Origin of the sequence: Flavobacterium flevense (assembly GCF_900142775.1) — a bacterium.
In the GTDB taxonomy this organism is placed as follows: Bacteria; Bacteroidota; Bacteroidia; order Flavobacteriales; family Flavobacteriaceae; genus Flavobacterium; species Flavobacterium flevense.
This window is the reverse complement of sequence record NZ_FRCC01000007.1, coordinates 189,078-211,532: the sequence shown is the minus strand read 5'-3', so window position 1 is coordinate 211,532 and position 22,455 is coordinate 189,078. Positions and strand designations below refer to the sequence as shown.

General features: G+C 34.6%; 21 protein-coding genes. 8 read left to right on the top strand and 13 right to left on the bottom strand.

What is annotated here, in order from left to right:
* Positions 1–129: 129 nt before the first annotated feature.
* The 10 genes from moaA to rocD form a co-directional block, all read right to left on the bottom strand.
* Complete coding sequence (gene moaA / locus BUB89_RS12895; protein ID WP_073245713.1) at positions 130–1,137, bottom strand: GTP 3',8-cyclase MoaA; 1,008 nt, start codon at positions 1,135–1,137, stop codon at positions 130–132.
* On the bottom strand, positions 1,124–2,038 hold the full coding sequence (moaCB, locus tag BUB89_RS12890; protein ID WP_073245712.1) for a bifunctional molybdenum cofactor biosynthesis protein MoaC/MoaB: 915 nt from the start codon (positions 2,036–2,038) through the stop codon (positions 1,124–1,126). Before moaCB ends, moaA begins: the two co-directional genes overlap by 14 nt.
* Before the next feature lie 145 nt (positions 2,039–2,183).
* Entirely contained in the window at positions 2,184–2,615 is a 432-nt protein-coding gene (locus tag BUB89_RS12885; protein WP_073245800.1) for a molybdenum cofactor biosynthesis protein MoaE, read from the bottom strand.
* Between the two features lie 221 nt (positions 2,616–2,836).
* The gene (gene moeB / locus BUB89_RS12880) at positions 2,837–3,898 is read right to left on the bottom strand and encodes a HesA/MoeB/ThiF family protein (protein ID WP_073245710.1); all 1,062 of its coding nucleotides are present in this window, start codon (positions 3,896–3,898) and stop codon (positions 2,837–2,839) included.
* 196 nt (positions 3,899–4,094) lie between these two features.
* The gene (locus BUB89_RS12875; RefSeq protein WP_073245709.1) at positions 4,095–4,331 is read right to left on the bottom strand and encodes a MoaD/ThiS family protein; all 237 of its coding nucleotides are present in this window, start codon (positions 4,329–4,331) and stop codon (positions 4,095–4,097) included.
* A complete protein-coding gene (gene cobA, locus BUB89_RS12870) occupies positions 4,331–5,131 on the bottom strand; it encodes a uroporphyrinogen-III C-methyltransferase (RefSeq protein WP_073245708.1) in 801 nt (266 codons plus the stop codon). The genes BUB89_RS12875 and cobA overlap by 1 nt, the downstream gene beginning before the upstream one ends.
* Positions 5,128–5,706, bottom strand: a complete 579-nt coding sequence (locus tag BUB89_RS12865; RefSeq protein ID WP_073245706.1) for a molybdenum cofactor guanylyltransferase — start codon at positions 5,704–5,706, stop codon at positions 5,128–5,130. The genes cobA and BUB89_RS12865 overlap by 4 nt, the downstream gene beginning before the upstream one ends.
* A 6-nt stretch (positions 5,707–5,712) precedes the next feature.
* Positions 5,713–6,885: a molybdopterin molybdotransferase MoeA gene (locus BUB89_RS12860; RefSeq protein ID WP_073245704.1), complete on the bottom strand. Its 1,173-nt coding sequence runs from the start codon at positions 6,883–6,885 to the stop codon at positions 5,713–5,715.
* 218 nt (positions 6,886–7,103) lie between these two features.
* Entirely contained in the window at positions 7,104–8,066 is a 963-nt protein-coding gene (locus tag BUB89_RS12855; RefSeq protein WP_073245702.1) for an arginase, read from the bottom strand.
* A 6-nt stretch (positions 8,067–8,072) separates the two neighbouring features.
* A complete protein-coding gene (gene rocD / locus BUB89_RS12850) occupies positions 8,073–9,314 on the bottom strand; it encodes an ornithine--oxo-acid transaminase (protein WP_141384451.1) in 1,242 nt (413 codons plus the stop codon).
* A 209-nt stretch (positions 9,315–9,523) separates the two neighbouring features.
* On the opposite strand from rocD, the gene BUB89_RS12845 reads away from it, so the two are divergent.
* From BUB89_RS12845 to BUB89_RS12825, 5 genes are all read left to right on the top strand, one after another.
* Entirely contained in the window at positions 9,524–10,540 is a 1,017-nt protein-coding gene (locus BUB89_RS12845) for a M28 family metallopeptidase (RefSeq protein ID WP_073245698.1), read from the top strand.
* Between the two features lie 237 nt (positions 10,541–10,777).
* A complete protein-coding gene (locus BUB89_RS12840) occupies positions 10,778–11,425 on the top strand; it encodes an HAD family hydrolase (protein ID WP_073245799.1) in 648 nt (215 codons plus the stop codon).
* Between the two features lie 302 nt (positions 11,426–11,727).
* Positions 11,728–12,363: an HAD family hydrolase gene (locus BUB89_RS12835; RefSeq protein ID WP_073245696.1), complete on the top strand. Its 636-nt coding sequence runs from the start codon at positions 11,728–11,730 to the stop codon at positions 12,361–12,363.
* A 16-nt stretch (positions 12,364–12,379) separates the two neighbouring features.
* On the top strand, positions 12,380–12,934 hold the full coding sequence (locus BUB89_RS12830; RefSeq protein WP_073245694.1) for a DUF1697 domain-containing protein: 555 nt from the start codon (positions 12,380–12,382) through the stop codon (positions 12,932–12,934).
* A gap of 191 nt (positions 12,935–13,125) precedes the next feature.
* Positions 13,126–13,824, top strand: coding sequence for a Crp/Fnr family transcriptional regulator (locus BUB89_RS12825; protein WP_073245692.1), 699 nt, complete (start codon positions 13,126–13,128; stop codon positions 13,822–13,824).
* A 2-nt stretch (positions 13,825–13,826) separates the two neighbouring features.
* Here the strand turns inward: BUB89_RS12825 and BUB89_RS12820 are convergent, their stop codons facing one another.
* The gene (locus BUB89_RS12820; protein ID WP_073245690.1) at positions 13,827–14,876 is read right to left on the bottom strand and encodes an AMP-binding protein; all 1,050 of its coding nucleotides are present in this window, start codon (positions 14,874–14,876) and stop codon (positions 13,827–13,829) included.
* Positions 14,877–14,881: 5 nt separating this feature from the next.
* Positions 14,882–15,802 (bottom strand): CPBP family intramembrane glutamic endopeptidase, encoded by a 921-nt coding sequence (locus BUB89_RS12815; RefSeq protein WP_073245688.1) that lies wholly within the window; start codon positions 15,800–15,802, stop codon positions 14,882–14,884.
* Between the two features lie 96 nt (positions 15,803–15,898).
* Between BUB89_RS12815 and arsC the strand changes: the two genes are divergently transcribed.
* The 3 genes from arsC (at position 15,899) to fumC (ending at position 20,986) form a co-directional block, all read left to right on the top strand.
* Complete coding sequence (arsC, locus tag BUB89_RS12810) at positions 15,899–16,246, top strand: arsenate reductase (glutaredoxin) (protein WP_073245686.1); 348 nt, start codon at positions 15,899–15,901, stop codon at positions 16,244–16,246.
* 85 nt (positions 16,247–16,331) lie between these two features.
* The gene (locus BUB89_RS12805; RefSeq protein ID WP_073245684.1) at positions 16,332–18,863 is read left to right on the top strand and encodes a TonB-dependent receptor; all 2,532 of its coding nucleotides are present in this window, start codon (positions 16,332–16,334) and stop codon (positions 18,861–18,863) included.
* 737 nt (positions 18,864–19,600) lie between these two features.
* A complete protein-coding gene (gene fumC, locus BUB89_RS12790) occupies positions 19,601–20,986 on the top strand; it encodes a class II fumarate hydratase (protein WP_073245678.1) in 1,386 nt (461 codons plus the stop codon).
* A 132-nt stretch (positions 20,987–21,118) separates the two neighbouring features.
* Here the strand turns inward: fumC and BUB89_RS12785 are convergent, their stop codons facing one another.
* Positions 21,119–22,324: an NAD(P)-dependent oxidoreductase gene (locus tag BUB89_RS12785; protein ID WP_073245676.1), complete on the bottom strand. Its 1,206-nt coding sequence runs from the start codon at positions 22,322–22,324 to the stop codon at positions 21,119–21,121.
* Between the last annotated feature and the right edge of the window lie 131 nt (positions 22,325–22,455).

Here is a 22,455-nt window from a genome sequence, read left to right as displayed (position 1 = left end):
AACGAGAAACTATCTAATTTGGTTTCCAATTGTTAAATACATTATAGCTGATCCAAAAATAAGAATAGCTATAAAAGAGAAAGACTAACCAACAGGATTAGTCTTTCTTTTTTTATTTTTAATTCGAATTTACCCTCCAATAGTAATCATCGACCGATTGTCCTGATTTAAAACCGGATTATCCACCTCTTCGACCGTAGTCATTCCGGCTCTTACTTTCTTCTTATTTTTAATTGCTGAAGCTATATTATTTTCTATCGCTTCACCATTTCGATAAGGAGTCAATAAATCAGTTTCTGAGTTGGAAAACAGGCAATTCTTGATTTTTCCATTTGCCGTAAGGCGAATTCTGTTGCAGCCGTCACAAAACGGATTTGTAATAGAACTAATGATTCCGAAGCTTCCCAAGTAGTTTTTTATCCTGAATTCTCTGGCTGTGAAGTTTTTTTCATCTTCTAATTTCTCCAAATTGAATTCTGAAAAATGAGCCGAAAGTTGGTCTAGAATTTCTGATTGAGAAACCATTTTACTCCTGTCCCACTGGTTTCCTGCAAAAGGCATAAATTCGATAAAACGAATCGAAATGGGTAAAAACTCCGTCAAATTAATAAAATCAATGATTTCGTTATCATTAAAACCTTTAATTAAAACGACATTAACTTTTACCTTAAAATCATTATTCAGCAGCAAATGCAAATTATCAATTACTTTTTCGAATTGATTGCGAAGTGTAATGGTATTGAATTTAGCAGAAACCAAAGTATCCAGACTCAAATTGATTTTTTTGACTTTAAATTGCTTTAAAACTTCAATATGTCTGTCAATTAGAATTCCGTTTGTAGTTATCGAAATTTCGGTTTCTAATTGCGCTAATTTTTCTATAATTTCCGGAAAATCTTTTCGCAACAGCGGTTCTCCTCCAGTTAATCTTATTTTGTCAACTCCATTATTTACAAATGCTTGGGCAATAGCAAAAACCTCCTCGGCTGTCATCAGCTCCTTTTTAGGAGTCAATGCAATTCCTTCGGCAGGCATGCAATACGTACAACGCAAATTGCATTTTTCTATCAAAGAAATACGCAAATAGTTGTGTTTACGTCCAAAATCATCCGTCAATATGGTGTTATTTGGCATCATGATTACTCCCTTTTAGGATATGAAAAACATGTAAAACATGCGGAAAAACAGCATCCATAGATTCTTTGGCTCCGTTAACAGAACCAGGCAAAGCCAAAACCAGACTGTCGCCAATAGTTCCCGCTACCGAACGCGAAAGCATCGCATACGGCATTCGATCCTGTCCGTAATTGCGAATCGCTTCTTCAATTCCGGGAATCCTGTTTTCTAATAATGGTTCTAAAGCTTCCGGTGTGACATCTCTTGGCGAAAGCCCGGTACCTCCTGTAAAAATCACCAATTGGTTTTCCTGAACGTATTTTTTAGTTCTGTCCTGGATAAAATCAACCTCATCAGGAATAATTTCGTAATGCGTAGTTTCTACTCCGTAAGATTCGAGCTTTTCAACAATAACTTTTCCGGAACGATCTTCTTTATCTCCTGCAAAAATAGAATCGGAACAAACAAAAACTGCTGCTGTTAAAACATCACGGAATTTATTTTTATAAGACGATTTCCCTCCTTTTTTCTCCACTAATTTAATAGTCGAAATTTCGATGTTTTTGTCAATTGGTTTCAGCATATCGTACATCGTCAACGCTACAATAGACGCACCATGCATGGCTTCAACCTCAACTCCGGTTTTATAAACGGTTTTTACCGTAAAAAGAATATCAATCGTTAAATCTTTAATTTCATAAGCAACCGCCGTATATTCAATCGGCAACGGATGACAATCAGGAATGGATAAATGCGTGTTTTTTACAGCAAATAATCCAGCAGTTTTAGCCATTTCAAGCACATTGCCTTTCGGAACTAAATTTTGCTGAATAGCTTCAATCGTTTCCGGCAAACTTACTTTTACAGTTGCCATGGCAGTTGCCGAACGTAACGTACTTATTTTATGGGTAATATCAACCATTATTATTATTTATTTATTTTACCACAAATTACACTAATTGACACAAATTTTGTCCTGTTTTAATTTCACAAATAAAATTAGTGCAATTGCTTCGCCTATTCACTATCGCTCGGGTCGTATCACCCTTTTTTTTAAAGCGAACAACCTATTTATTTTGTTTCCAAATGAAATCTTCATTCTCGAATATTTCTTTGCCAAAGATAGGCACATCGGTCTTAATCCAATTCACAATAACTTCAGTAGCCTCATAAACCTGAGTTCTGTGTCCCGCAGAAACAAAGACAAACAAACAAATTTCGCCTGCTTTAACCACCCCTAAACTATGGTAAATGTGCATACAAACCAAATCAAATTGCGCGAAAGCCTTTTCCCTAACTGCAGTCAAAGCTTCATTTGCCATTTCTTCATAAGCAGTATATTCAATTGCTTTTACGACATTTTCTTCATGAACATCGGCACGAACCTGACCTAAAAAAATGTTATGTGCTCCAATGGTATGCTTGCCTTGATGTTTAGCAATGGAATCGGCTATAAACTCCGGAGAAATGGCTCCTTGTATAAAGACTTTTTTACTCATTTTGATATTTTTAAAAGCTAAATAATAGCCCACGGATAAAACTGATTTAACAGATGAAAACGGATTTTATTTCTTTCTAATAAGATCATATAAGCTAAAATGCTATTTTTTATATTACTATAAATCATTCTTACTACTCATATGCTCTTTTGTTAAAACTAAAATCAATCCAATTAAAAAAACTTACATGACTTATATGGTAAAAAATATTTTTTCCTATTTTACAAAACAGAGACAGCGTTATTAGCTATAACTCCTTGTAGTTTTAAAGCACCACCTGCAATACTTTGTACTTTTAAAAATTGATTTTTTTTAAGTATTTCAACTGCTTTTTTACTTCTGATACCTGTCTGACAATAAACCAAAATCATTTTATTCGAATCCAATTGATCTAAATTTTCTTCTAAATCAGAAAGTGGAAATTGGATACTATTAGGTAAACTTATTTCAGGTAATTCCTCCTCATTTCTAACATCCAGAAAAAGAACATCCGGATTATCGATGTGTTCTAAAGCTTGTTTCGCTGAAATTTCTAAAACTGTATTGTATTTTTTTTCGAAATCCAATCGACTCAAAGAGATTGAATTGTTTTTAACTAAATCAAATTTTTGCTGTTCATTAGTGAGCATATTGTAAATCAATAATTTACCCGAAAGAACATTCCCCATTCCAAGCAGCATTTTCAACACTTCACTGGCCTGAAACATTCCGATAATTCCAACTGAAATCCCCATTACTCCGGCATCAACACAGTTTTCACTATTCGAAGTTTCGTCGGGAAAAAGACAGCGGTAAGTAGGTCCGTTTTGGAAATTAAAAACAGAAACCTGACCTTGGAATTTAAAAACAGAGCCATAAACAAATGGTTTATTGGTTACAACACAGGCATCGTTAATCAGATATTTGGTGTGCAGATTATCAGTCGCATCGACCATAATGTCATAATATTCGAATAATGAAATGGCATTTTTAGCATTCAAAGTATCCGTAATGGCATTAATTTGTATCGAAGGATTTAAAGACAAAGCCATTTCTTTCGCTTCTGATGCTTTTGATTTTCCTATTGCATCATTTCGGTAAATGACCTGGCGTTGCAGATTAGTGATTTCAATGGAGTCATCATCAATAATTCCTATTTCTCCAATTCCGGCTGCCGTCAAATAAGGCAAAATTGCCGCCCCTAAACCACCGGCACCAATAATCAATACCTTAGCATGACCTAGTTTTTCCTGACCTTTTTCGCCAACTTCGGAAAGTATAATTTGCCGATTGTATCGCATCATTACTACTAATTAACATTATTCAATATAACTATCCGTTTCTTTATTACCAATTATAGAAATGGAACACGGATGAAACTGATTTTAACAGATTCTCACTGATTTATATTCAAAACAGCTACAAAAAATCTGTTTCTATCTGTACAATCCGTATTATCTGTGACCTATTTTTAAGTCGGTGTAGCGGATAGCCATAATTTTAACCTCCTGCAAACGGAGGCAATAAAGCAACAACATCGTTACTCATTAACATATAACTGTTAGTGTCCTGCACCATTTTTTGATTGACCGCGATGCTATATGAAAGCGAACTCAAATCGTATTTTTGTTCTAATTCATCCACTAATTCCTGTAATGACAGATTGGAAATCGCAAGCGTTTCTCCATCTACTTTTGTTTTCTCGGCTACAGCACCAAAATATTTTACATCCAGCATTATTCAGTTACATTTAGATTTTGAAAAATAAATTCGTCATCACTATACCCTTCTTTCGTAAAAACTGCCAGTTCAGAAGCATGCTTTACCACTTCACCTATAACAATAATGGCCGGTGATGATAATTGATGTTCAGCCACTAATTTACTAATAGAACTTACCGTTCCTGTTACTTTTTTCTGCGTATCTTTCGTCCCGTTTTGAATAATGGCTACAGGTAAATCATCCGTTCTGTTGTTTTGATAAATCGCTACAATTTCGTCCAGTTTATGCATTCCCATCAAAATCACCACTGTTGCAGATGATTGTGCTGCCAAACTAACATCTGTAGATAATTTATGTGCTGATGTTGTTCCTGTAATTACCCAAAAACTTTCGGAAATCCCTCTTTGAGTCAAACTAATCCCATTAGAAGCAGGAACACCTAATGCCGAAGATATTCCGGGAACAATAGCTGTTTGCAAACCATGTTTTTGAGCAAATTCAATTTCTTCACTTCCTCTGCCAAAAACAAATGGATCTCCTCCTTTTAATCGCACTACATGACCGTGTTTTTGAGCCATAACCACAATTAATTCATTAATTTGATCCTGAGTATAAGCATGGCATCCAAAACGCTTCCCTACAAAAACAATCTCAGTTCCTGCGGCAGCATATTGCAATAAATCCTCATTTACTAATGCATCATAAAGTATTGCATCTGCATCTCCAATAGCTTTTATGGCTTTTATGGTAATCAATTCCACATCGCCCGGACCAGCTCCTACAATTGTCAACTTTGGTGTTTTAGCCTTTTTCATAATCTTCCAATTTTGGTATTCAATTCCTTTAATTCCGCAAGCGAATTTACATTTTTAAACTGCTTACTTCGTTCTCCCGCAACTTCTATTATCTGATGATTCACTTTTTCTAACAAGTGCATCATTTTTAAATCATTCTCTTCAATAGCCTTTTTTAAAATCGGTATTATTTTTTTCGAATAAATTCCAATCAAAGGGTGTATTTTATTTTCATCTCCAAAAACAGACACTTCAAAATTCGATGTGTGTTTTGCTATCAATTCTAATAACAATTCCGTTGAAATCAGCGGAACATCACAACTTAATATCAAATTATTATCTGAATTCGAATGAACCAAAGCCGAATAAATTCCGCCAACCGGTCCTTTATCTAATTCAATATCTTTTATTTTTTTATAAGGCAAATAATCATAATCGGATGTATTTGTCACTAATTGTATTTCATTACTAATGGGCAAAGCCGCTTCAATAATATGTTCTATAAATGGTTTTTTATTAAAAAGAACCAATCCTTTTTCTGATTGCATCCGGCTGCTTTTGCCACCACAAAGAATGGATAGGTTTACTTTTTCCATTTTCTTTTAATTTAGGGGCAAAATTACAACTTCCTGATGCATTTTCACCTCTGTAACATCATGAGGAACAACAATCAAGCCATTTGCTGTTGAAAAAGTATTCAGCATGGCTGAACTTTGACTTTCTAAAACAGTAACTTTTTCATCATCATAAAATGCTTTTAAAAACAATGTTTTTCCGGAAGTATTCTCAAAATCACTATTGATTTTTCGTTTTATTTCCGGTAGATGTATCGCCTCAAATCCCATTAACTTTTTCAAAGCAGGCAAAGCATACACATAAAAACAAGTCAGTGACGAAGCCGGATTTCCCGGTAACGCAAACACTAGTTTATTTTCTTTTTTTCCAAAAAACAAAGGCTTACCCGGTTTTTGATTGATTTTATAAAACAACTCCGTTACACCATTTTTCAGCAAAGCTTCTTTTACATAGTCGTAATCTCCTACCGAAATTCCGCCTGAAATTAGAACTACATCAAAATTAGACAGACAGCTTTCAATCACTATTTTTGTTTTTTTCAAACTATCTTTTATCTTAAAAATGCTTGTTTTTTTTATTCCAACTGCCTTTAAAGCGGCTTCAAGCATCAGCGAATTGCTTTCGTAAATTTTACCTTTCGGTAATTTTTTCCCGGCTGATACTAATTCGTTTCCCGTAACCAGAATAGCCACTTTTGGTTTATCAAATACCTTTATTTTTGTAATCCCTAAACAGGCCAGAAAACCAATAGCTGCCGGAGTAATTACCGTATTTTTATCCAGAACTAATTCGCCTTTTTTAACCTGCTCCCCTTTTGCTCTTACATTAGCATGAGTCGCAGGCATTTTTTCGATTAATAGCAAATTATCCTTTACAATTGTATGCTCCTGCATTACCACAGTATTAACATCATCAGGAACAAAAGCACCTGTAAATATGCGAACTGCCTGATTTTCTTTGATTTCATCGTCTGAAAAATCACCTGCCTGAACTGTTTTCAGTATTTCAAATTGATTGTGTTCACCGTGAGTAAAAGCGTATCCATCCATCGCCGACTGACGAAAAGGTGGCATATTTATAGGAGAATAAACTGCTTCTGCCAAAACATATCCCAGTGATTTGTCCACTTTGATTTTTGTAATTGGCATTTTACAACTGTTCTCAGCTATTAAATTTAAAGCTTCTGCTACTTGAATCATAAAAATCAATTTTAAAACTAAGTATTAATACTTATGCAAATATACGTAATTTTGATTACTACCTCTATAAAATGATGTGGAAATGTGTCGAAATACAATAAAGATAATTTACATCTGATAAATTGCGAAAAAACAAATAATTTAATGTTTTTTGTTAAAAATTCTTAAAACAGAATAGGTTATTAAAGAGGATGAAACTATAAAAACCCAAATCCATCTTATTCATTAGGCAAAATCAACGAAGAAGTAATTTGCTCCAAAATCTCAAAAGCGGTTTCAGCCATTTTATTTCCCTTCGTATCTACAAGCGGATTGATTTCGCAAAATTCGATACAAATCACTTTTCGGGAAGCAATAATCTGATTAATGATTGCAATAGCTTCATACTGATCAAAACCTTTAGAAACCGGTGTTCCTGTACCATTCGAAATTAAATCACAATCCAGAGAATCGACATCAAACGAGATATAAATCATATCACAATTAGCTAATTGCGACAAAGCTCTTTCTACACAAAGCTCCAGACCTTTATAACGAACCTCTTCTACTCTGAAATTTTTTATAGCTAATTCAGCCATTTGGTGGTCTTCTGCTTCTTCCGTATCCCGAACCCCAAAATAGATTAAATGCTCCGGATCAATCTTAGCTCCTTCCACACCAATGTTTTTCATTTCTTCCCAATGTTGTTGGGTTTCAGGAATAACTTCGTTAATCTGGCATTTTAGATTATCTACTGCTAAGGCTGCCGCCAAAGGCATTCCGTGAATATTTCCCGATGGAGATGTATACGGAGAATGCAAATCGGCATGAGCATCAATCCAGATCACACCTAAGGTTTTATGGGGATAAACAGCTTTTATCCCGCTTATGGTTCCCAATGCCGACGAATGATCACCTGACAAAACAATAGGTAAAAAATGCGCTTCTAAAGTGCGTTTGATCGTATAAGAAACCCGCGTACATTGCTCCAGAACAAATTCGATTCTTTTAGCAAATGCGTTTCGGGTTTTATCATAAATAGTTTCGTTATGCGTTTTTACATCTTCATACGTAAACTGATTAAAATACTCACTGCCACGATTAATGGCAGCAATTTCTAAGGCGTCAACTCCTAAATCAGAGCCACGGGTTCCTCCACCAATATCCGAACGGTTTTTTATCAACTTTACAACCCGATCCATATTCTTTTATTTAAAATCGTTTAATGCTTTTTCGATAATAGAAAGACAATCCTGTATTTGACTTTCGGTAATCACTAATGGTGGCGCTAAACGGATTTTGTTTCCGTGAGTAGGTTTAGCCAGCAAACCATAGTCTCTGAATCTCAGGCATATTGCCCAAGCCAAATCAGAATCTTCATCACAGTCAATTACAATGGCATTCAACAATCCTTTTCCTCTTACCAGAGAAATCAAAGAATTTTTAGCAGCAATTGCATTCAATCCATCTCTTAAAATTATTCCTAAACGCTCGGCATTTTCTGCTAATTTTTCTTCTTTTATTACTTCTAATGCCGCAATTGCAACAGCTGCAGCTACAGGATTTCCTCCAAAAGTAGAACCGTGTTGCCCCGGTTTAATCACATTCATAATACCATTATTAGCTAAAACAGCCGAAACCGGATACACACCACCTGACAAAGCTTTTCCTAAAATCAGAATATCAGGTTGTACCTTTTCATGATGTACCGCTAATAATTTTCCGGTACGGGCAATTCCTGTTTGCACTTCATCAGCAATAAATAATACATTGTGTTTTTCACATAAAGCTTTGGCTTTCGCCAAATAGCCTTCGCTTGGCACATAAACTCCGGCTTCACCCTGAATAGGTTCTACCAGAAATCCGGCAATATTATTTGATGATTCCAATACTTTTTCTAAAGCATCCAGATTATCATATTCAATTTTGATAAATCCTTCGGTAAAAGGACCAAAACTCTTACGAGCAGTTTCATCATTCGAAAACGAAATAATAGTGGTCGTTCTTCCGTGAAAATTATTCTCACAAACAATAATTTGTGCCTGATTTTCATGAATCTTTTTTACTTCATACGCCCATTTTCTACATAATTTCAAAGCGGTTTCCACAGCTTCGGCACCTGTATTCATGGGTAATACTTTGTCAAACCCAAAATATTTAGTCACATATTCTTCATAAACACCTAGCTGGTCATTATAAAAAGCACGCGAAGTCAAAGTTAACTTTTGCGCTTGCTCCACCATCGCTCCTACAATTTTAGGATGACAATGACCCTGATTTACTGCCGAATAAGCCGATAAAAAGTCATAATATTTTTTTCCGTCAACATCCCAGACAAATACACCTTCTCCTTTTTCAAGAACTACCGGTAACGGATGATAATTATGAGCTCCATAATTACTTTCTTTACTAATTAAATTTTCTGATTTTGAAGATAGTATTTGTTGCATTCTTTCTATATATTTAATATTATGATTCAGATTACAAAATTACGTATATTTTATTGCCTATCAAAACCACAACTTAAGAGTTAAAATCAAAATTAGCTGCGAAATAGTGTGATTTAAATTTCTAAAAAAGCTTATAAGTAAGCATTATATGATATCAAATTTATTTTCAGATATTTGTGTTTCACTGTAATTATCAGCCTTTCTAAATTATGAAAAAAATAATATTCCTTCTTGCCTTTAGTTGTTTGGCTTCCTGTCAGGGTACCAAAGACATTAGTACAAAAAGTATCTACAATCCAACCAAATACAACAATACTATTACTGCCGACGAATTAAAAACCCACCTTTACATTGTGGCCAGCGATTCTATGGAAGGAAGACAAACGGGTTCTGCAGGACAAAAAAGAGCCGGTAACTATTTAATTAGCCAATATCAAAAAGACAAAATCCCTTTTCCAAAAGGAGCTCAAAATTACTACCAGCCTGTTCCTGCTTCCTTTTTGAATGCCAGGAAAAATCAAAATCTTAGTGATTCCGAAAACATTTGGGCATACATTGAAGGAACTGAAAAACCGGATGAAGTAGTTGTAATTTCGGCTCATTATGATCATGTAGGGACAAAAAACGATGCTATTTTTAATGGTGCTGATGACGATGGTTCAGGAACAGTCGCTTTACTGGAAATTGCACAAGCTTTTCAACTGGCTAAAAAAGAAGGTCATGGTCCCAAACGTTCTATATTATTCCTTCATGTTACTGCCGAAGAACATGGTTTACACGGTTCCAGATATTATATCGAAAATCCTTTGTTTCCAATAAAAAATACCGTTGCCAATATTAATATTGACATGATAGGACGCCGTGACGAAGCTCATGCTGCATCTAATAATTATGTTTACTTAATTGGTGCTGACAGACTTTCAAGTGAATTAGATGAAATTTGCAAAACGGTAAACGAAAAATATGTTCAACTTAATCTGGATTATAAATACAATGCTTTAAACGATCCTAACAATTTCTACCGTCGGTCAGATCATTATAACTTTGCCGCACTGGGTATTCCATCGGTTTTTATTTTTAATGGTACTCATGCTGATTATCATCGAAAAACAGATACTCCTGACAAAATAGAATACGATGCCTTGACTAAGAGAACCCAACTCACCTTTAACATTGCCTGGGAATTAGCGAACAGGGAAAACCGAATCGTGGTGGATAAAAAATAGGACGTTATCATTCCACACGAATTACACGAATTCTCACGAAATACTGTCTTGAATACAAATCATTACAACAGCTACAATTAGTATAATTCGATTTAAATGCTGATAAAATTAGTGACAATTGGTGTAATTCGTGGTTTACTTTTTTTAAAAAACTTGGTGAACTTTGCGAAAAACTTAGCGAACTTTGCGGTTAAAAATTATCCGTAATACCAACATACATTGACACTACATAAAAATATGAAATTTAAAGCAGTACTATTTGACCTTGACGGAACACTCGTAAACTCCCTAATTGACATTGCCGATTCTATAAATAAAGTACTTCAGGGGAATCAATTACCTACTCATAGTTATGAAGTTATTAATAATTTTATTGGCAGCGGACTCCGGGTTCTGGTAACCAAAGCCCTTCCGGAAACTCATAGAAATGAAGAAAATATCGAAAAACATTTTCAAGCTATGATGCTAAACTATCGGGATAATTGCACTAACAAAACGATTGTCTATGATGGAATTACGGAACTTTTAGAACAACTGAAATCCAGAAATATCAAAATGGCAATTTTATCGAATAAAGCGGATGAACTGACTAAAAAAATTGGTCTTACTCTATTTCCTGATTATTTTGAAATTGTAATGGGTTTGAAAAGCGAAGCTACTAAAAAACCAAATCCGGCAGCTGCCATTGAAATCAGCAACGATTTAGGTTTTTCTGTCGAAGAGATATTGTATGTAGGTGATTCTGATATTGACATGCAAACAGCTAGAAATGCTAATATGTATGCTGTAGGGGTTACCTGGGGATACCGCCCGAAAGAGGAATTACTAGCCGAAGGTGCTCAATCCATCATCAATCATCCACTGGATTTATTGGAACTTTTATAATATTCGAAATAAAAGCCCACGGATAAAATTGATTTAATACAGCAAACACAAGCCACAAATTACACGAAAAAACACCAATTCAGATGTCTTAAATATTCCACAAATCGCTGTCAAAATGCAGTTAAAAATTGGTGAGATATTTTTTAGAATAAAATATTTGTGCAAATTGGTGTAATTTGTGGTAAAAATAAAACTCGTATGGTTGCCGTATAACTTATATAAAGATTTTATATATCTGTGTTTATCTGTTCAATCCGTTTTATCAGTGTTCCAATTTTTAATAAGATTAAAAGCAAAAAAACATGAAATACAAATGCATCATTTTTGATTGTGACGGTGTACTGGTAGACAGCGAAGCTATTTCTATTGGCACCTTAGTGAATATGGCAAAAACACATGGCGCATTCATTGATGAAATTGAGGCACACCAATTGTTTTTAGGTAAATCTCTGGAATTTTGTTTTGATTATATCGCTGATTTGGCTAACAAAAAACTGCCTGACACTTTTGAAGCAGAATTTAGAAAATGTACCTTCGAATCCTTTCAAAAAAATTTAAAACCCATAGAAGGAATTCATGAATTGTTAGCCAAAATCAATGTTCCGATAGCGGTTGCTTCTAATGGTCCTGCTGATAAAATCAGACTCAATTTGACTGCCACGCAGCTAATTGATAAATTTGAAGGAAATATTTTTAGTGCTTACGACATTAATAGTTGGAAACCCAATCCCGAATTATACCTGCATGCAGCCAGAACTATGGGATTTGACGTTCAGGATTGTGTTGTAATCGAAGACAGTCCGGCGGGAGTTCAGGCAGCTTTAACAGCTGGTTTTGATGTTTTTGGTTTTACAAATCACGCTAACTTTGATGCTTTACAGCAAATGAATATTCCTTTATTTGATGATATGGCACAACTTCATTTACTTTTACAATAATTATTAAATCATAAAAATGACTACACATCTGGCATTACTTCGCGGTATCAACGTTTCCGGGCACAACATGATGAAAATGGATGCGCTACAAAAAATGCTTGAAAACATGGGGTTCACTAATGTAAAAACATACATCCAAAGCGGAAATGTATTTGTAACTACAGAAGAAGAGAATCCTGCGGCCGTGGGTTTTAAAATCAAACAGGAAATTTTCAGAACCTTTGGACACGATGTTCCTGTGGTAATGATCAATAAATCAGACTTAGAAGCCTGTCAAAAAAACAATCTTTTTTTACAGGAAAATAATGCCGATACTAAGAAACTATATGTTGCGTTTGTATCCATGGAACTGCATAAAGACCGGATTCATGATTTAAAAATGAGTGCTGTAAAGCCTGATGAAGTACATCTTGATAAAAACAGAATTTTTATTAAATACGCTGTTTCGGCAGGAAAAACCAGATTAGACCAAAAATACATTGAAAAAAAACTGAATCTTACCGCTACCATTCGGAATTGGAATACAGTAACACAATTATTAAAAATGTATGAAGAATTGGAACAGCAATAAACCACAATAACAATCTGATGGATTTTTAATCTAAAAAGTAAGATTCTCATAAAAAGATGCATACTTATTTCTAAATCAATAAAAACAACTACTTCTAAGTAATTTCATTAACAAAAATACGTATTAATACTTATTTTTAAATTACATTTGTGCTATTAAAAACTGAGTTCAACTCATAAAATAAGAACAAAATGAGAGGAATTACTACTGATTGTACCAGTTGCGTCAATGCCAATTGCTTTATTAAAAAACACTTGCATCTTGAAAAAATGCAGGATTTTGTTTTGGAAAAAACCAATTATACCTGTAAAAAAGGACAGCAATTCATGATTGAAGGTGCTCCTATTCAAGGATTGTATTTTATTTACAAAGGAAAAGTAAAGGTTTTAAAAACAGGAATTTATGGTAAAGAGCAAATTGTTCGCCTTACTACTGACGGAGATACATTAGGTTTCAGGGGTTTTGGAACCAGTAATCGGTATTTAATAGCGGCTTCGGCAATTGAAGATACCGTATTGTGTAATTTCAGCAATGATATTATGCATGCCATCCTGAAATCAATTCCGGAATTTACGTATGACATGATGTTATTTTATGCCGAGGAATTGAATAAAAGCGAAAATAGGGTTAAAAAAATTGCCCAAATGAATGTACGCGAAAGAGTGATTGATATCTTATTGTATTTGCTTAAAAAATTTGGTCATACTAATAATTTACTCAACATCAATTTATCCCGAAAAGAAATTGCTGATTTTGCCGGAACAACTGACGAACAGGTAACACGCATTCTTTCGAGTCTGAAAAAAGAAGGACTTATTAAAATAGTCAACAAAAAAATTGGTTTACTGCAAGCAGATAAATTAAATAACGAAATTATAGAGCATAAATAATGTTATTCTAAAGCTTTCAAAATCGCTTTTCTTTTTATTTTTCCGCTTTCTGTTCTTTCAAATTTTGGAACAAAAAAGAGGTTTTTGGGTTTTTCATATTTATCCAAAACATCAAAAACAGTTTCGGCTACTTCTTGCTTTTCTCCTTCGATCACTAAAACTAATTTTTCTCCTAATACCGCATCCGGAATACCTCCTACAAAAAAAGGAGTTTTAATTTTATTAACGAGTTTCTCTTCAATTTGTTCCGGAACAAGTTTTATTCCGCCACTGTTTACCACATTATCCATGCGACCTAGAAGCACAAATTGGTTGTCATTTATTATTTGGACCAAATCATTCGTACACAAAATTTCCTCACTCACTGATGGTGCATGAATAACTAAACAGTTTTTTTCATTTTGAGAAATACTAGCATGAGGCAAAACAGTAAAAGCGCCCTCACCTACTTTTTTAGCAGCAATATGAGTAATGGTTTCGGTCATTCCATAAGTTTCATAAACTTCTGTGTTAGTGTTTAGGAGTTTTTTTGTTAAAGAATCATTGAGTTTAGCTCCGCCAACAATGAGTTTCCTTACTTTATGCAATTCGTTTAATGAGTTTTCAAGCTGCAAAGGAACCATGGCAACAAAATCATATTTTTTGTTTAAATCTGCTAATGGATTTGAAGTTGGAGCCACCACATCAATGGCTAATCCTAAAATAAAACTTCTTACCAGCATCATTTTTCCGGCGATAAATTGTACAGGCAAACAACATAAAGCAGTGTCTCCTGGTTTTAAATTAAAAAAATCTCCCGTTGCTAATGCCGAGTTCACCAACTCTTGTTTGTTTTTTCTAATACGCTTAGGAATCCCGGTTGTTCCGGAAGTCTGTAAATCAATATACGGTTTTCCGTCAAACCAGTCCAGCAAAAACTCTCCTATGGCTTTTTCATATTCATTGCCTTCTTTTATCAGATAATAACCGGCAATTTGCAATTCGCTGCTCTTTAAATGAACCCCGTTGAATTTAAAAAAATTGTGAATGTTTTTATAAGTAACTTTTCTCATAATTATTAGCTTACATTGATGTTTCCTGTTAGTTTTTCTTTCCAGTTATGCCATTTGTATTTGCTACTAAAGATAAACAAAAGCATTGGGTAAACCAGTACCACCGGCAAAATAATATCATAACCGGCCTGAGGTTCTGACAAATCTTTAAAGATAGAATGAGTTTGAAAAGCAGACCAGTCAGAGGTAATCAACAAAGCGCCAATAAGATTATTTGCTGCATGAAAACCCAGTGCTAATTCCATTCCTTCATCCATTAATGTTATAATTCCTAAAAACAAGCCAGTCCCGATATAGTAGACAAAAATGATATTTCCCAGTTTTGAAACTTCAGGATTAAAAAGATGCATTCCTCCAAAAATTAAGGAAGTCATTAGCAAAGGTAACCATTTATTATGAGCCAGATTAGCAAATCCCTGCATTAGATAGCCTCTAAAAACATATTCTTCGGTACTGGTTTGAACAGGAACCAGCGCCACAGCAATCACAAAAAGAACAGCAAACGGAATGGGTTTAAAATCCAAAACGTACAAAGTGGGATTTAACCAATAAAAAATTAATGTAGACACAATTGAAAATACCGCCCAGATTCCAAAAGAAAAGAAAACTCTGTTCCAGTCCACTTTTTTCCGGGAAGTAGTCACGGAAAGGAAAGTTTGTCTGTGCAAAAATTTAACCACAAAAAAAATGGCCGCTAAAGCAAATACAAATGAAATCAGGATTAGAAAAAAAGTAAGATTGGGTTCGAAAAAATGCATGATTTCGTCATTAGTCGACGGATAGCTTTTTCCGCTAATAAAGATTTTTGCAATTACCGCCAGCATTAAAGGAATTTGTCCCACAAAAGAGGCAAAAATAATCAGTACTGAACCCACTAAATATTTCCAAAATTTATTTTCCGAATGAACTCCCTGTTCTATAAACATCTATTTTATGATTTAAAGTAATACTATTAAACTTTCAAAAGCTATTTTTGTACTTCGAAAATACCCTTTTTATTCCAAACTATAAAAATAAACCCCATGATTGAAGTATATCATAATCCGCGTTGCGGGAAATCAAGAAACTGTCTGGCTTTTTTAGAAAATACTAATCAGGAATATAAAATCATCAAATATTTGGACGAAACACCTGATGCAGAAGAACTTAAATCTTTATTAAAAAAACTCAATCTTAATGCTATTGAATTAGTACGTCAAAAAGAAAAAATCTGGATTGAAAATTTCAAAAATACAACCATGACTGATGACGCTATAATTCAAGCGATGGTAGCCAATCCTATTTTGATAGAAAGACCTATTATTATCAAAGGAAATAAGGCTATTATAGCCAGAGAAACGGATAAAATGGAAGCCTTTTTCAAGGACTAATGTGGTTTTAACATTTATTTAATATTTAGAGATTAAACCATCTGCCGTTTTTCGACTCATAAAACAAACAATAAAAATTCAAATAATGCGACAATCATTAAGATTCATTTTAGGTCTCACCTTCTTTTTTACCTTTCTAAACAGTTTTGCTTCAATAGGAGATCCTATTGCTGAACCTACAAAGGAAAAAATAAAAATATCAGGGACTGTAATTGAAAAAATAAGTAAACAACCTCTGGAATATGCAACTGTAACGATTACAAATTCTAAAGATCCAAAAGCTATTACCGGCGGAATTACGAATGCTAAAGGTAATTTTTCTATCGAAGTAGCTCCGGGTATCTACAATATAAAAATTGAATTTATTTCTTTTAAAGCCATTGAATTCAATCAAAAAAATCTTCAAAAAAATACTGATTTAGGAACACTTGCACTGGTTGAAGACATTGCACAACTGGACGAAGTAGTCATTCGTGCTGAGCGATCCACTGTTGAAATTAAACTGGACAAAAAAGTATACAGCGTAGGTCAGGATATGATTGTAAAAGGAGGAACTGTAAGTGATGTTTTAGAAAATGTCCCTTCTGTTTCTGTGGATGTAGAAGGAAATGTTAGTTTACGTGGCAACGAAAACGTACGTATTTTTATTGACGGGCGTCCTTCTAATGCGCTAAATATGGCTGAGGCTTTACGCCAAATTCCAGCAGATGCCATTGATAAAGTAGAAGTAATCACTAACCCATCTGCTCGTTATGATGCCGAAGGTGGAGCCGGAATCCTTAACATTGTTTTGAAAAAAGGAAAAAACTTAGGTTTTAACGGAAGTTTTATTGCTTCAATTGGAGATCCTGAAACTTATGGTGCAAGTGCAAATTTGAATTACAAAACTGAAAAATTAAATTTCTTTACTTCAACCGGATACGATTACAGAACAAGCGAAGGTGCAGGAAAAACCAATTCAACATACTTTAACAGCGATGAATCGATAAGAAATTATATTGACGAAACTAAAAATACGGAACGTCTTAGAAAAGGAATATCTACTAAAACTGGCTTAGAATGGACTGTTGCTCCTAATACTTTCTGGACTAATTCCATTAGCTACCGTGACAACAGAGGAAATACAAGCGACATTGTAAAATACAACAATTATGATGCAAATAGAATCTTCACTTCCACTCGTGAACGTATCAATGACGGATTTGATTCGGGAGAAAATGTAGAATTTGCTTCTAATTTTCTAAAGAACTTCGATGATAAAGGACACAAATTAACGGTTGATTTTTCGTATGCTACAGAAAAAGATGCTGAGAGCTCTTCTATCACAGATCAGGTTTTAGGAAGTACTAATGCTCCTAATAATGATATTACTATCAATGACGAAAAACAAAATCAATTGCAATTGCAGGCCGATTATGTTTTACCTATTGGAGAAGGCGGTCAGTTTGAAGCCGGTTACAAAGGAAATTTCAACAACTTAGATAATATTTACAGCATTAATAATAATGGTACAATTAATCCTAATTTATCAAATACTTTAGAGTACAAAGAAAGAATCAATGCGATTTATACGCAATATGGTTTTAAAGTTAATAAATTCTCTTATTTGTTTGGTTTACGTTGGGAAGACACAAAAATTGATATCAATTTATTAGATGAACCCGGTAGTAGTTTCAACACTAAGAAATACAATAATTTTTTCCCAAGTGCCTTTATAAACTATGAACTGTCTGACGAAAGCAGCGTCTCTTTAAGTTATAGTAAACGTTTATCCAGACCCAGAGGACGTTTCTTAAATCCGGCAACTAACTATTCCAGTAATATTAACATCTTTCAAGGGAATCCGGATTTAGATCCTTCTTTTACCGATAAGTTTGATTTTGGTTACCTTAAAAGATGGGAAAAAATAACTTTCAATACCTCTTTGTATTATGAAAGTACTAAAAACGTATTCACTTTTGTACGTTATCCTAATGGAGATGTTGTTGAACAAGAGATTGATAATACTGATGATGGTATCGATAATCCTGTATTAACCGAAACACCCGTTATTTTGAGTACTCCTGTCAATCTGGGAAGAGAGCATAAAATTGGTTTCGAATTTACCCTAAACTACAATCCATTAAAAATATGGAAACTGAACAGTAGTTTCAACCTTTTCAATTCTAAAACAATAGGAGAAAATAAATATAAAGATATTAACGGGGTAGAACAAACTCAAAACTTAGACAACGAAGCTTTTTCCTGGTTTACCAGAGTAAGTTCCCGTTTAACACTTCCGGCAAAAGTAGATTGGCAATTATCCGGAATGTATTTTGGTCCAAGAAATACAGCTCAGGGTAAAAGCCTAGGTAATTATGTGGTAAATATGGCCTTCAGTAAGGATATTTTAAAAGATAAAGCTACAATTGCATTGAATGTAAGTGATCTTTTCAATTCCAGAAAAATGAGATCAGAAACTAATTTAGACAATGTTTCTTCTTACAGTGAATTTCAGTGGAGAAGAAGGCAAATTAATTTGTCTTTCACTTACCGTTTGAACATGAAGAAAACAGATAAGGAAAAGAATGCTCCTAAAAATGGCGGCGATGAAGGTGGTGGAGAATTCCCTGGATAATACAACTAAAAGGAAGCCGTCTCAAACTGAGGCGGTTTTTTTATTTCAGAAATAAAATTAAATTCATAGCATAAAAAAAAGGATTCGCTTTCACGAATCCTTTTTTATTGAACAATCAATAATTATAGTGATTGCTGTTTTTTTGCTCTCTTTTCTTTGAATCTTTCCCAAGTAGCACCTCCTACCCAATAGGATACGAAACTAACTAGAAAAAACATTAACCAGAATCCCATTGTAAGGATGGTTAAGAAAAGTAAAAAGCCTAAATACTGTGAAAATTCAAACATGTTTTCCGGAATTTTGAATGTAGGCACAAATGTAACAGTTAATTTTTTTCTTAGCAATAAAAACAACACTCAATTTTCATAAAAATACATTTATCCGTACATTTAAGCTTCATTTTGATTTCCGGGAGCTATTTCCTGCTGTCCACTCTATCTTTTATGTCTTAAAGAAAGACATAAAAGGATGCCGTTTCCATCAGGGCTAGGGCAGTTGTTTTTTGAGGACAAACAGACTAATCCGGAAATAAAAACAGACACAAATGACACAAATTCAGACATTGTAATATTTCACGAATCTGCCCAAAGGCAGATACAAATTGGAGTAGTTTATTTTAAAATCATTCCTATTTGTGTTATTTCGTGTAATTCGTGGCGAAAATAACTCGTGCGTTTGCCCTGAGTCGTTTTCATCATGAACTTATTTTCTAAAAAACAATTAAATTATAGACAACTATGAAATTCCGAATTGAAAAAGATACACTGGGCGAAGTACAAGTCCCAGCCGATAAATACTGGGGAGCACAAACAGAACGGTCCCGAAATAATTTTAAAATAGGCGCTTCGGCTTCGATGCCTACAGCAATCATAATGGGTTTCGCATATTTAAAAAAAGCCGCTGCTTACACTAATTGTGATTTAGGCGTTTTGAACACCGAAAAAAGAGATGCCATTGCCACAGTATGCGATGAAATTTTGGAAGGAAAATTAGACGATCAGTTTCCGTTGGTTATTTGGCAAACCGGTTCCGGAACACAAAGCAACATGAACGTAAATGAAGTGATTGCTAACAGAGCACAAGTACTAAAAGGATTTGAAATTGGCGAAGGAGAACCATTAGTTAAAGCCAATGACGATGTCAATAAATCACAATCTTCTAATGACACCTTCCCTACTGCCATGCACATTGCTGCTTACAAATCCATCATTGATATCACCATTCCGGGAGTGGAAAAATTGCGAGACACATTAGATATTAAAGCAAAAGAATTCCACAACGTCGTAAAAATAGGCCGCACCCACTTAATGGATGCTACTCCGCTAACATTAGGACAGGAGCTTTCCGGTTATGCAGCACAATTAAACCATGGATTAAAAGCTCTCAAAAACACTTTAGCACATTTATCCGAAATCGCTTTAGGCGGTACAGCTGTAGGTACAGGATTAAACACGCCCAAGGGTTATGATGTAAAAGTGGCTGAATATATTGCCAAATTTACAGGATTACCATTTATAACTGCCGAAAATAAATTTGAAGCCTTAGCAGCTCATGACGCTATTGTAGAATCGCATGGTGCGTTGAAACAACTGGCGGTTTCTTTAAATAAAATTGCGAATGATATTCGAATGCTGGCTTCGGGACCACGCTCTGGAATTGGAGAAATCCTGATTCCCGAAAATGAACCGGGTTCTTCGATTATGCCCGGAAAAGTAAACCCAACCCAATGCGAAGCCCTGACAATGGTTTGTGCTCAGGTGTTGGGAAATGACGTTGCCATTAGCGTAGGCGGCATGCAGGGACATTATGAACTGAATGTTTTCAAACCCATGATGGCTGCCAACTTCCTGCAATCGGCACGATTATTAGGAGATGCCTGTGTTTCTTTTGACGAACATTGTGCTCAGGGAATCGAACCTAATTACAAACGCATTAAAGAATTGGTCGATAATTCTCTGATGTTGGTTACCGCTTTAAATACTAAAATAGGTTATTACAAAGCCGCCGAAATTGCGCAAACCGCACATAAAAACGGAACAACTCTTAAAGAAGAAGCTGTTAGTTTGGGTTATGTAACTGCTGAGGATTTTGATAACTGGGTAAAACCGGAAGAGATGATTTAAATTGGGAAGTTAGAAGTTAGAAGTTGGAAGTGACGAAACTTGCTGTCTAACTTTTTTTATGCAAACATGGACTTCCTTTACTTCCAACTTCTAACCTCTAACCTCTAACCTCTAACCTCTAACCTCTAACCTCTAACCTCTAACCTCTACAAAGTCCTCCAAATAAGAAAACCTCTGGGTCAACTTTCCGTTTTCAGTTATTTTTGCGCGAGCTAAAATTCCGTCTTTGTCGCCATTAAAAAAAGCAGGCATTACTTTTTCCAGAAACATTTCACCAAAACCTTCGCTGGAATCTTTAGGCAAAGCACAAGGCAAATTATCCACTGCCATAACCACAATTGCAGCAGGATGAAACAAATCAACTTCCTTATTTTCTAAGGGTAAATATCCATAAAAAGGTTCTTCAATAGTAGAAGAACGCAATGTACTGGCTATTGGTCCGTTTAAATCACAGGAAATATCCGCAACTACTTTTATTTTACAGTCTTTGGATTGCAACATTTGCTGTGTCAGAATCTTTGGCGCTTCATTCGCATAAAAATGTCCTGTAATCACAATATCCGAAACCTTTGTAAAACGTTCAAAATTACTTTCGTAATCCTGCGGATTTTGAAAAAAATCGGCGATTTCTAAAACAGCTCCGTCTTTTCTTTTATTATAATCTAAAGCATCAATTTGAACATAAACAGGCTGTGTATAATTCTTAGTTAAATAATTATCCACCGTAACCGATTTTACTTTTATGGCATCGAGCATTTCCTGAACTCCGCCACCTACTTTTCCCCTTCCGGTAACCACAAATTTTATCGGTGGTAAAACAATTCTTTTTAAATGACGAATTAATTCTTCTTTTCCCGAAAGCGTTTCAACTTTAGGTAATTTAAACAATTCAAATTTGATTCCAAATGCACGAATACTGTTGTAAGCACCAACCATTCCTGCATAACGACCAAAACCAATCAGGCGGTTATTAGTAGCATCTACAAGTGTTTCATAGTCATAAAAATCAATGTTTTTTTCCAATAATGCTTGTAATAAGCCTCTGTTATAAACTTGTTTTTTAATAGTATGCGAAAAAAAGAAATAAGATTTATCAGGAATTAAACTCTCCACGGGAACCTCTTTTACTCCTAACAGCACATCACAATCAGTCACATCAGTCACCACCTCAATTCCTGCATTTTGATATTCTGAGTCACTAAATATCCTTACTGGCGAACTTTCCACTTTAATGCTTATTTGCGGGTACAGTGCTTTCAGTTTTACTAATTCATCAGGAGAAAATACTACCCGTCTGTCAACCGGATATTTTCTTTCTTGTATAATTCCAAATTTCATATTTTATTATTTCATTAGTTTCAAACCACCGAGATAGTTCTATTATAAAAAGTCGATTTTGTTCTACAAATACATTAAAAGCTGAAAGCCAAAAACATAGAATAAAATCGATTAAAAACTTTCAAAAAATT

Excerpts from the sequence above, each read along its gene's own strand:
- moaA (WP_073245713.1), bottom strand. The coding sequence starts at position 1,137 with ATGATGCCAAATAACACCATATTGACGGATGATTTTGGACGTAAACAC.
- moaCB (WP_073245712.1), bottom strand. The coding sequence starts at position 2,038 with ATGGTTGATATTACCCATAAAATAAGTACGTTACGTTCGGCAACTGCC.
- BUB89_RS12885 (WP_073245800.1), bottom strand. The coding sequence starts at position 2,615 with ATGAGTAAAAAAGTCTTTATACAAGGAGCCATTTCTCCGGAGTTTATA.
- moeB (WP_073245710.1), bottom strand. The coding sequence starts at position 3,898 with ATGATGCGATACAATCGGCAAATTATACTTTCCGAAGTTGGCGAAAAA.
- BUB89_RS12875 (WP_073245709.1), bottom strand. The coding sequence starts at position 4,331 with ATGCTGGATGTAAAATATTTTGGTGCTGTAGCCGAGAAAACAAAAGTA.
- cobA (WP_073245708.1), bottom strand. The coding sequence starts at position 5,131 with ATGAAAAAGGCTAAAACACCAAAGTTGACAATTGTAGGAGCTGGTCCG.
- BUB89_RS12865 (WP_073245706.1), bottom strand. The coding sequence starts at position 5,706 with ATGGAAAAAGTAAACCTATCCATTCTTTGTGGTGGCAAAAGCAGCCGG.
- BUB89_RS12860 (WP_073245704.1), bottom strand. The coding sequence starts at position 6,885 with ATGATTCAAGTAGCAGAAGCTTTAAATTTAATAGCTGAGAACAGTTGT.
- BUB89_RS12855 (WP_073245702.1), bottom strand. The coding sequence starts at position 8,066 with ATGGATCGGGTTGTAAAGTTGATAAAAAACCGTTCGGATATTGGTGGA.
- rocD (WP_141384451.1), bottom strand. The coding sequence starts at position 9,314 with ATGCAACAAATACTATCTTCAAAATCAGAAAATTTAATTAGTAAAGAA.
- BUB89_RS12845 (WP_073245698.1), top strand. The coding sequence starts at position 9,524 with ATGAAAAAAATAATATTCCTTCTTGCCTTTAGTTGTTTGGCTTCCTGT.
- BUB89_RS12840 (WP_073245799.1), top strand. The coding sequence starts at position 10,778 with ATGAAATTTAAAGCAGTACTATTTGACCTTGACGGAACACTCGTAAAC.
- BUB89_RS12835 (WP_073245696.1), top strand. The coding sequence starts at position 11,728 with ATGAAATACAAATGCATCATTTTTGATTGTGACGGTGTACTGGTAGAC.
- BUB89_RS12830 (WP_073245694.1), top strand. The coding sequence starts at position 12,380 with ATGACTACACATCTGGCATTACTTCGCGGTATCAACGTTTCCGGGCAC.
- BUB89_RS12825 (WP_073245692.1), top strand. The coding sequence starts at position 13,126 with ATGAGAGGAATTACTACTGATTGTACCAGTTGCGTCAATGCCAATTGC.
- BUB89_RS12820 (WP_073245690.1), bottom strand. The coding sequence starts at position 14,876 with ATGAGAAAAGTTACTTATAAAAACATTCACAATTTTTTTAAATTCAAC.
- BUB89_RS12815 (WP_073245688.1), bottom strand. The coding sequence starts at position 15,802 with ATGTTTATAGAACAGGGAGTTCATTCGGAAAATAAATTTTGGAAATAT.
- arsC (WP_073245686.1), top strand. The coding sequence starts at position 15,899 with ATGATTGAAGTATATCATAATCCGCGTTGCGGGAAATCAAGAAACTGT.
- BUB89_RS12805 (WP_073245684.1), top strand. The coding sequence starts at position 16,332 with ATGCGACAATCATTAAGATTCATTTTAGGTCTCACCTTCTTTTTTACC.
- fumC (WP_073245678.1), top strand. The coding sequence starts at position 19,601 with ATGAAATTCCGAATTGAAAAAGATACACTGGGCGAAGTACAAGTCCCA.
- BUB89_RS12785 (WP_073245676.1), bottom strand. The coding sequence starts at position 22,324 with ATGAAATTTGGAATTATACAAGAAAGAAAATATCCGGTTGACAGACGG.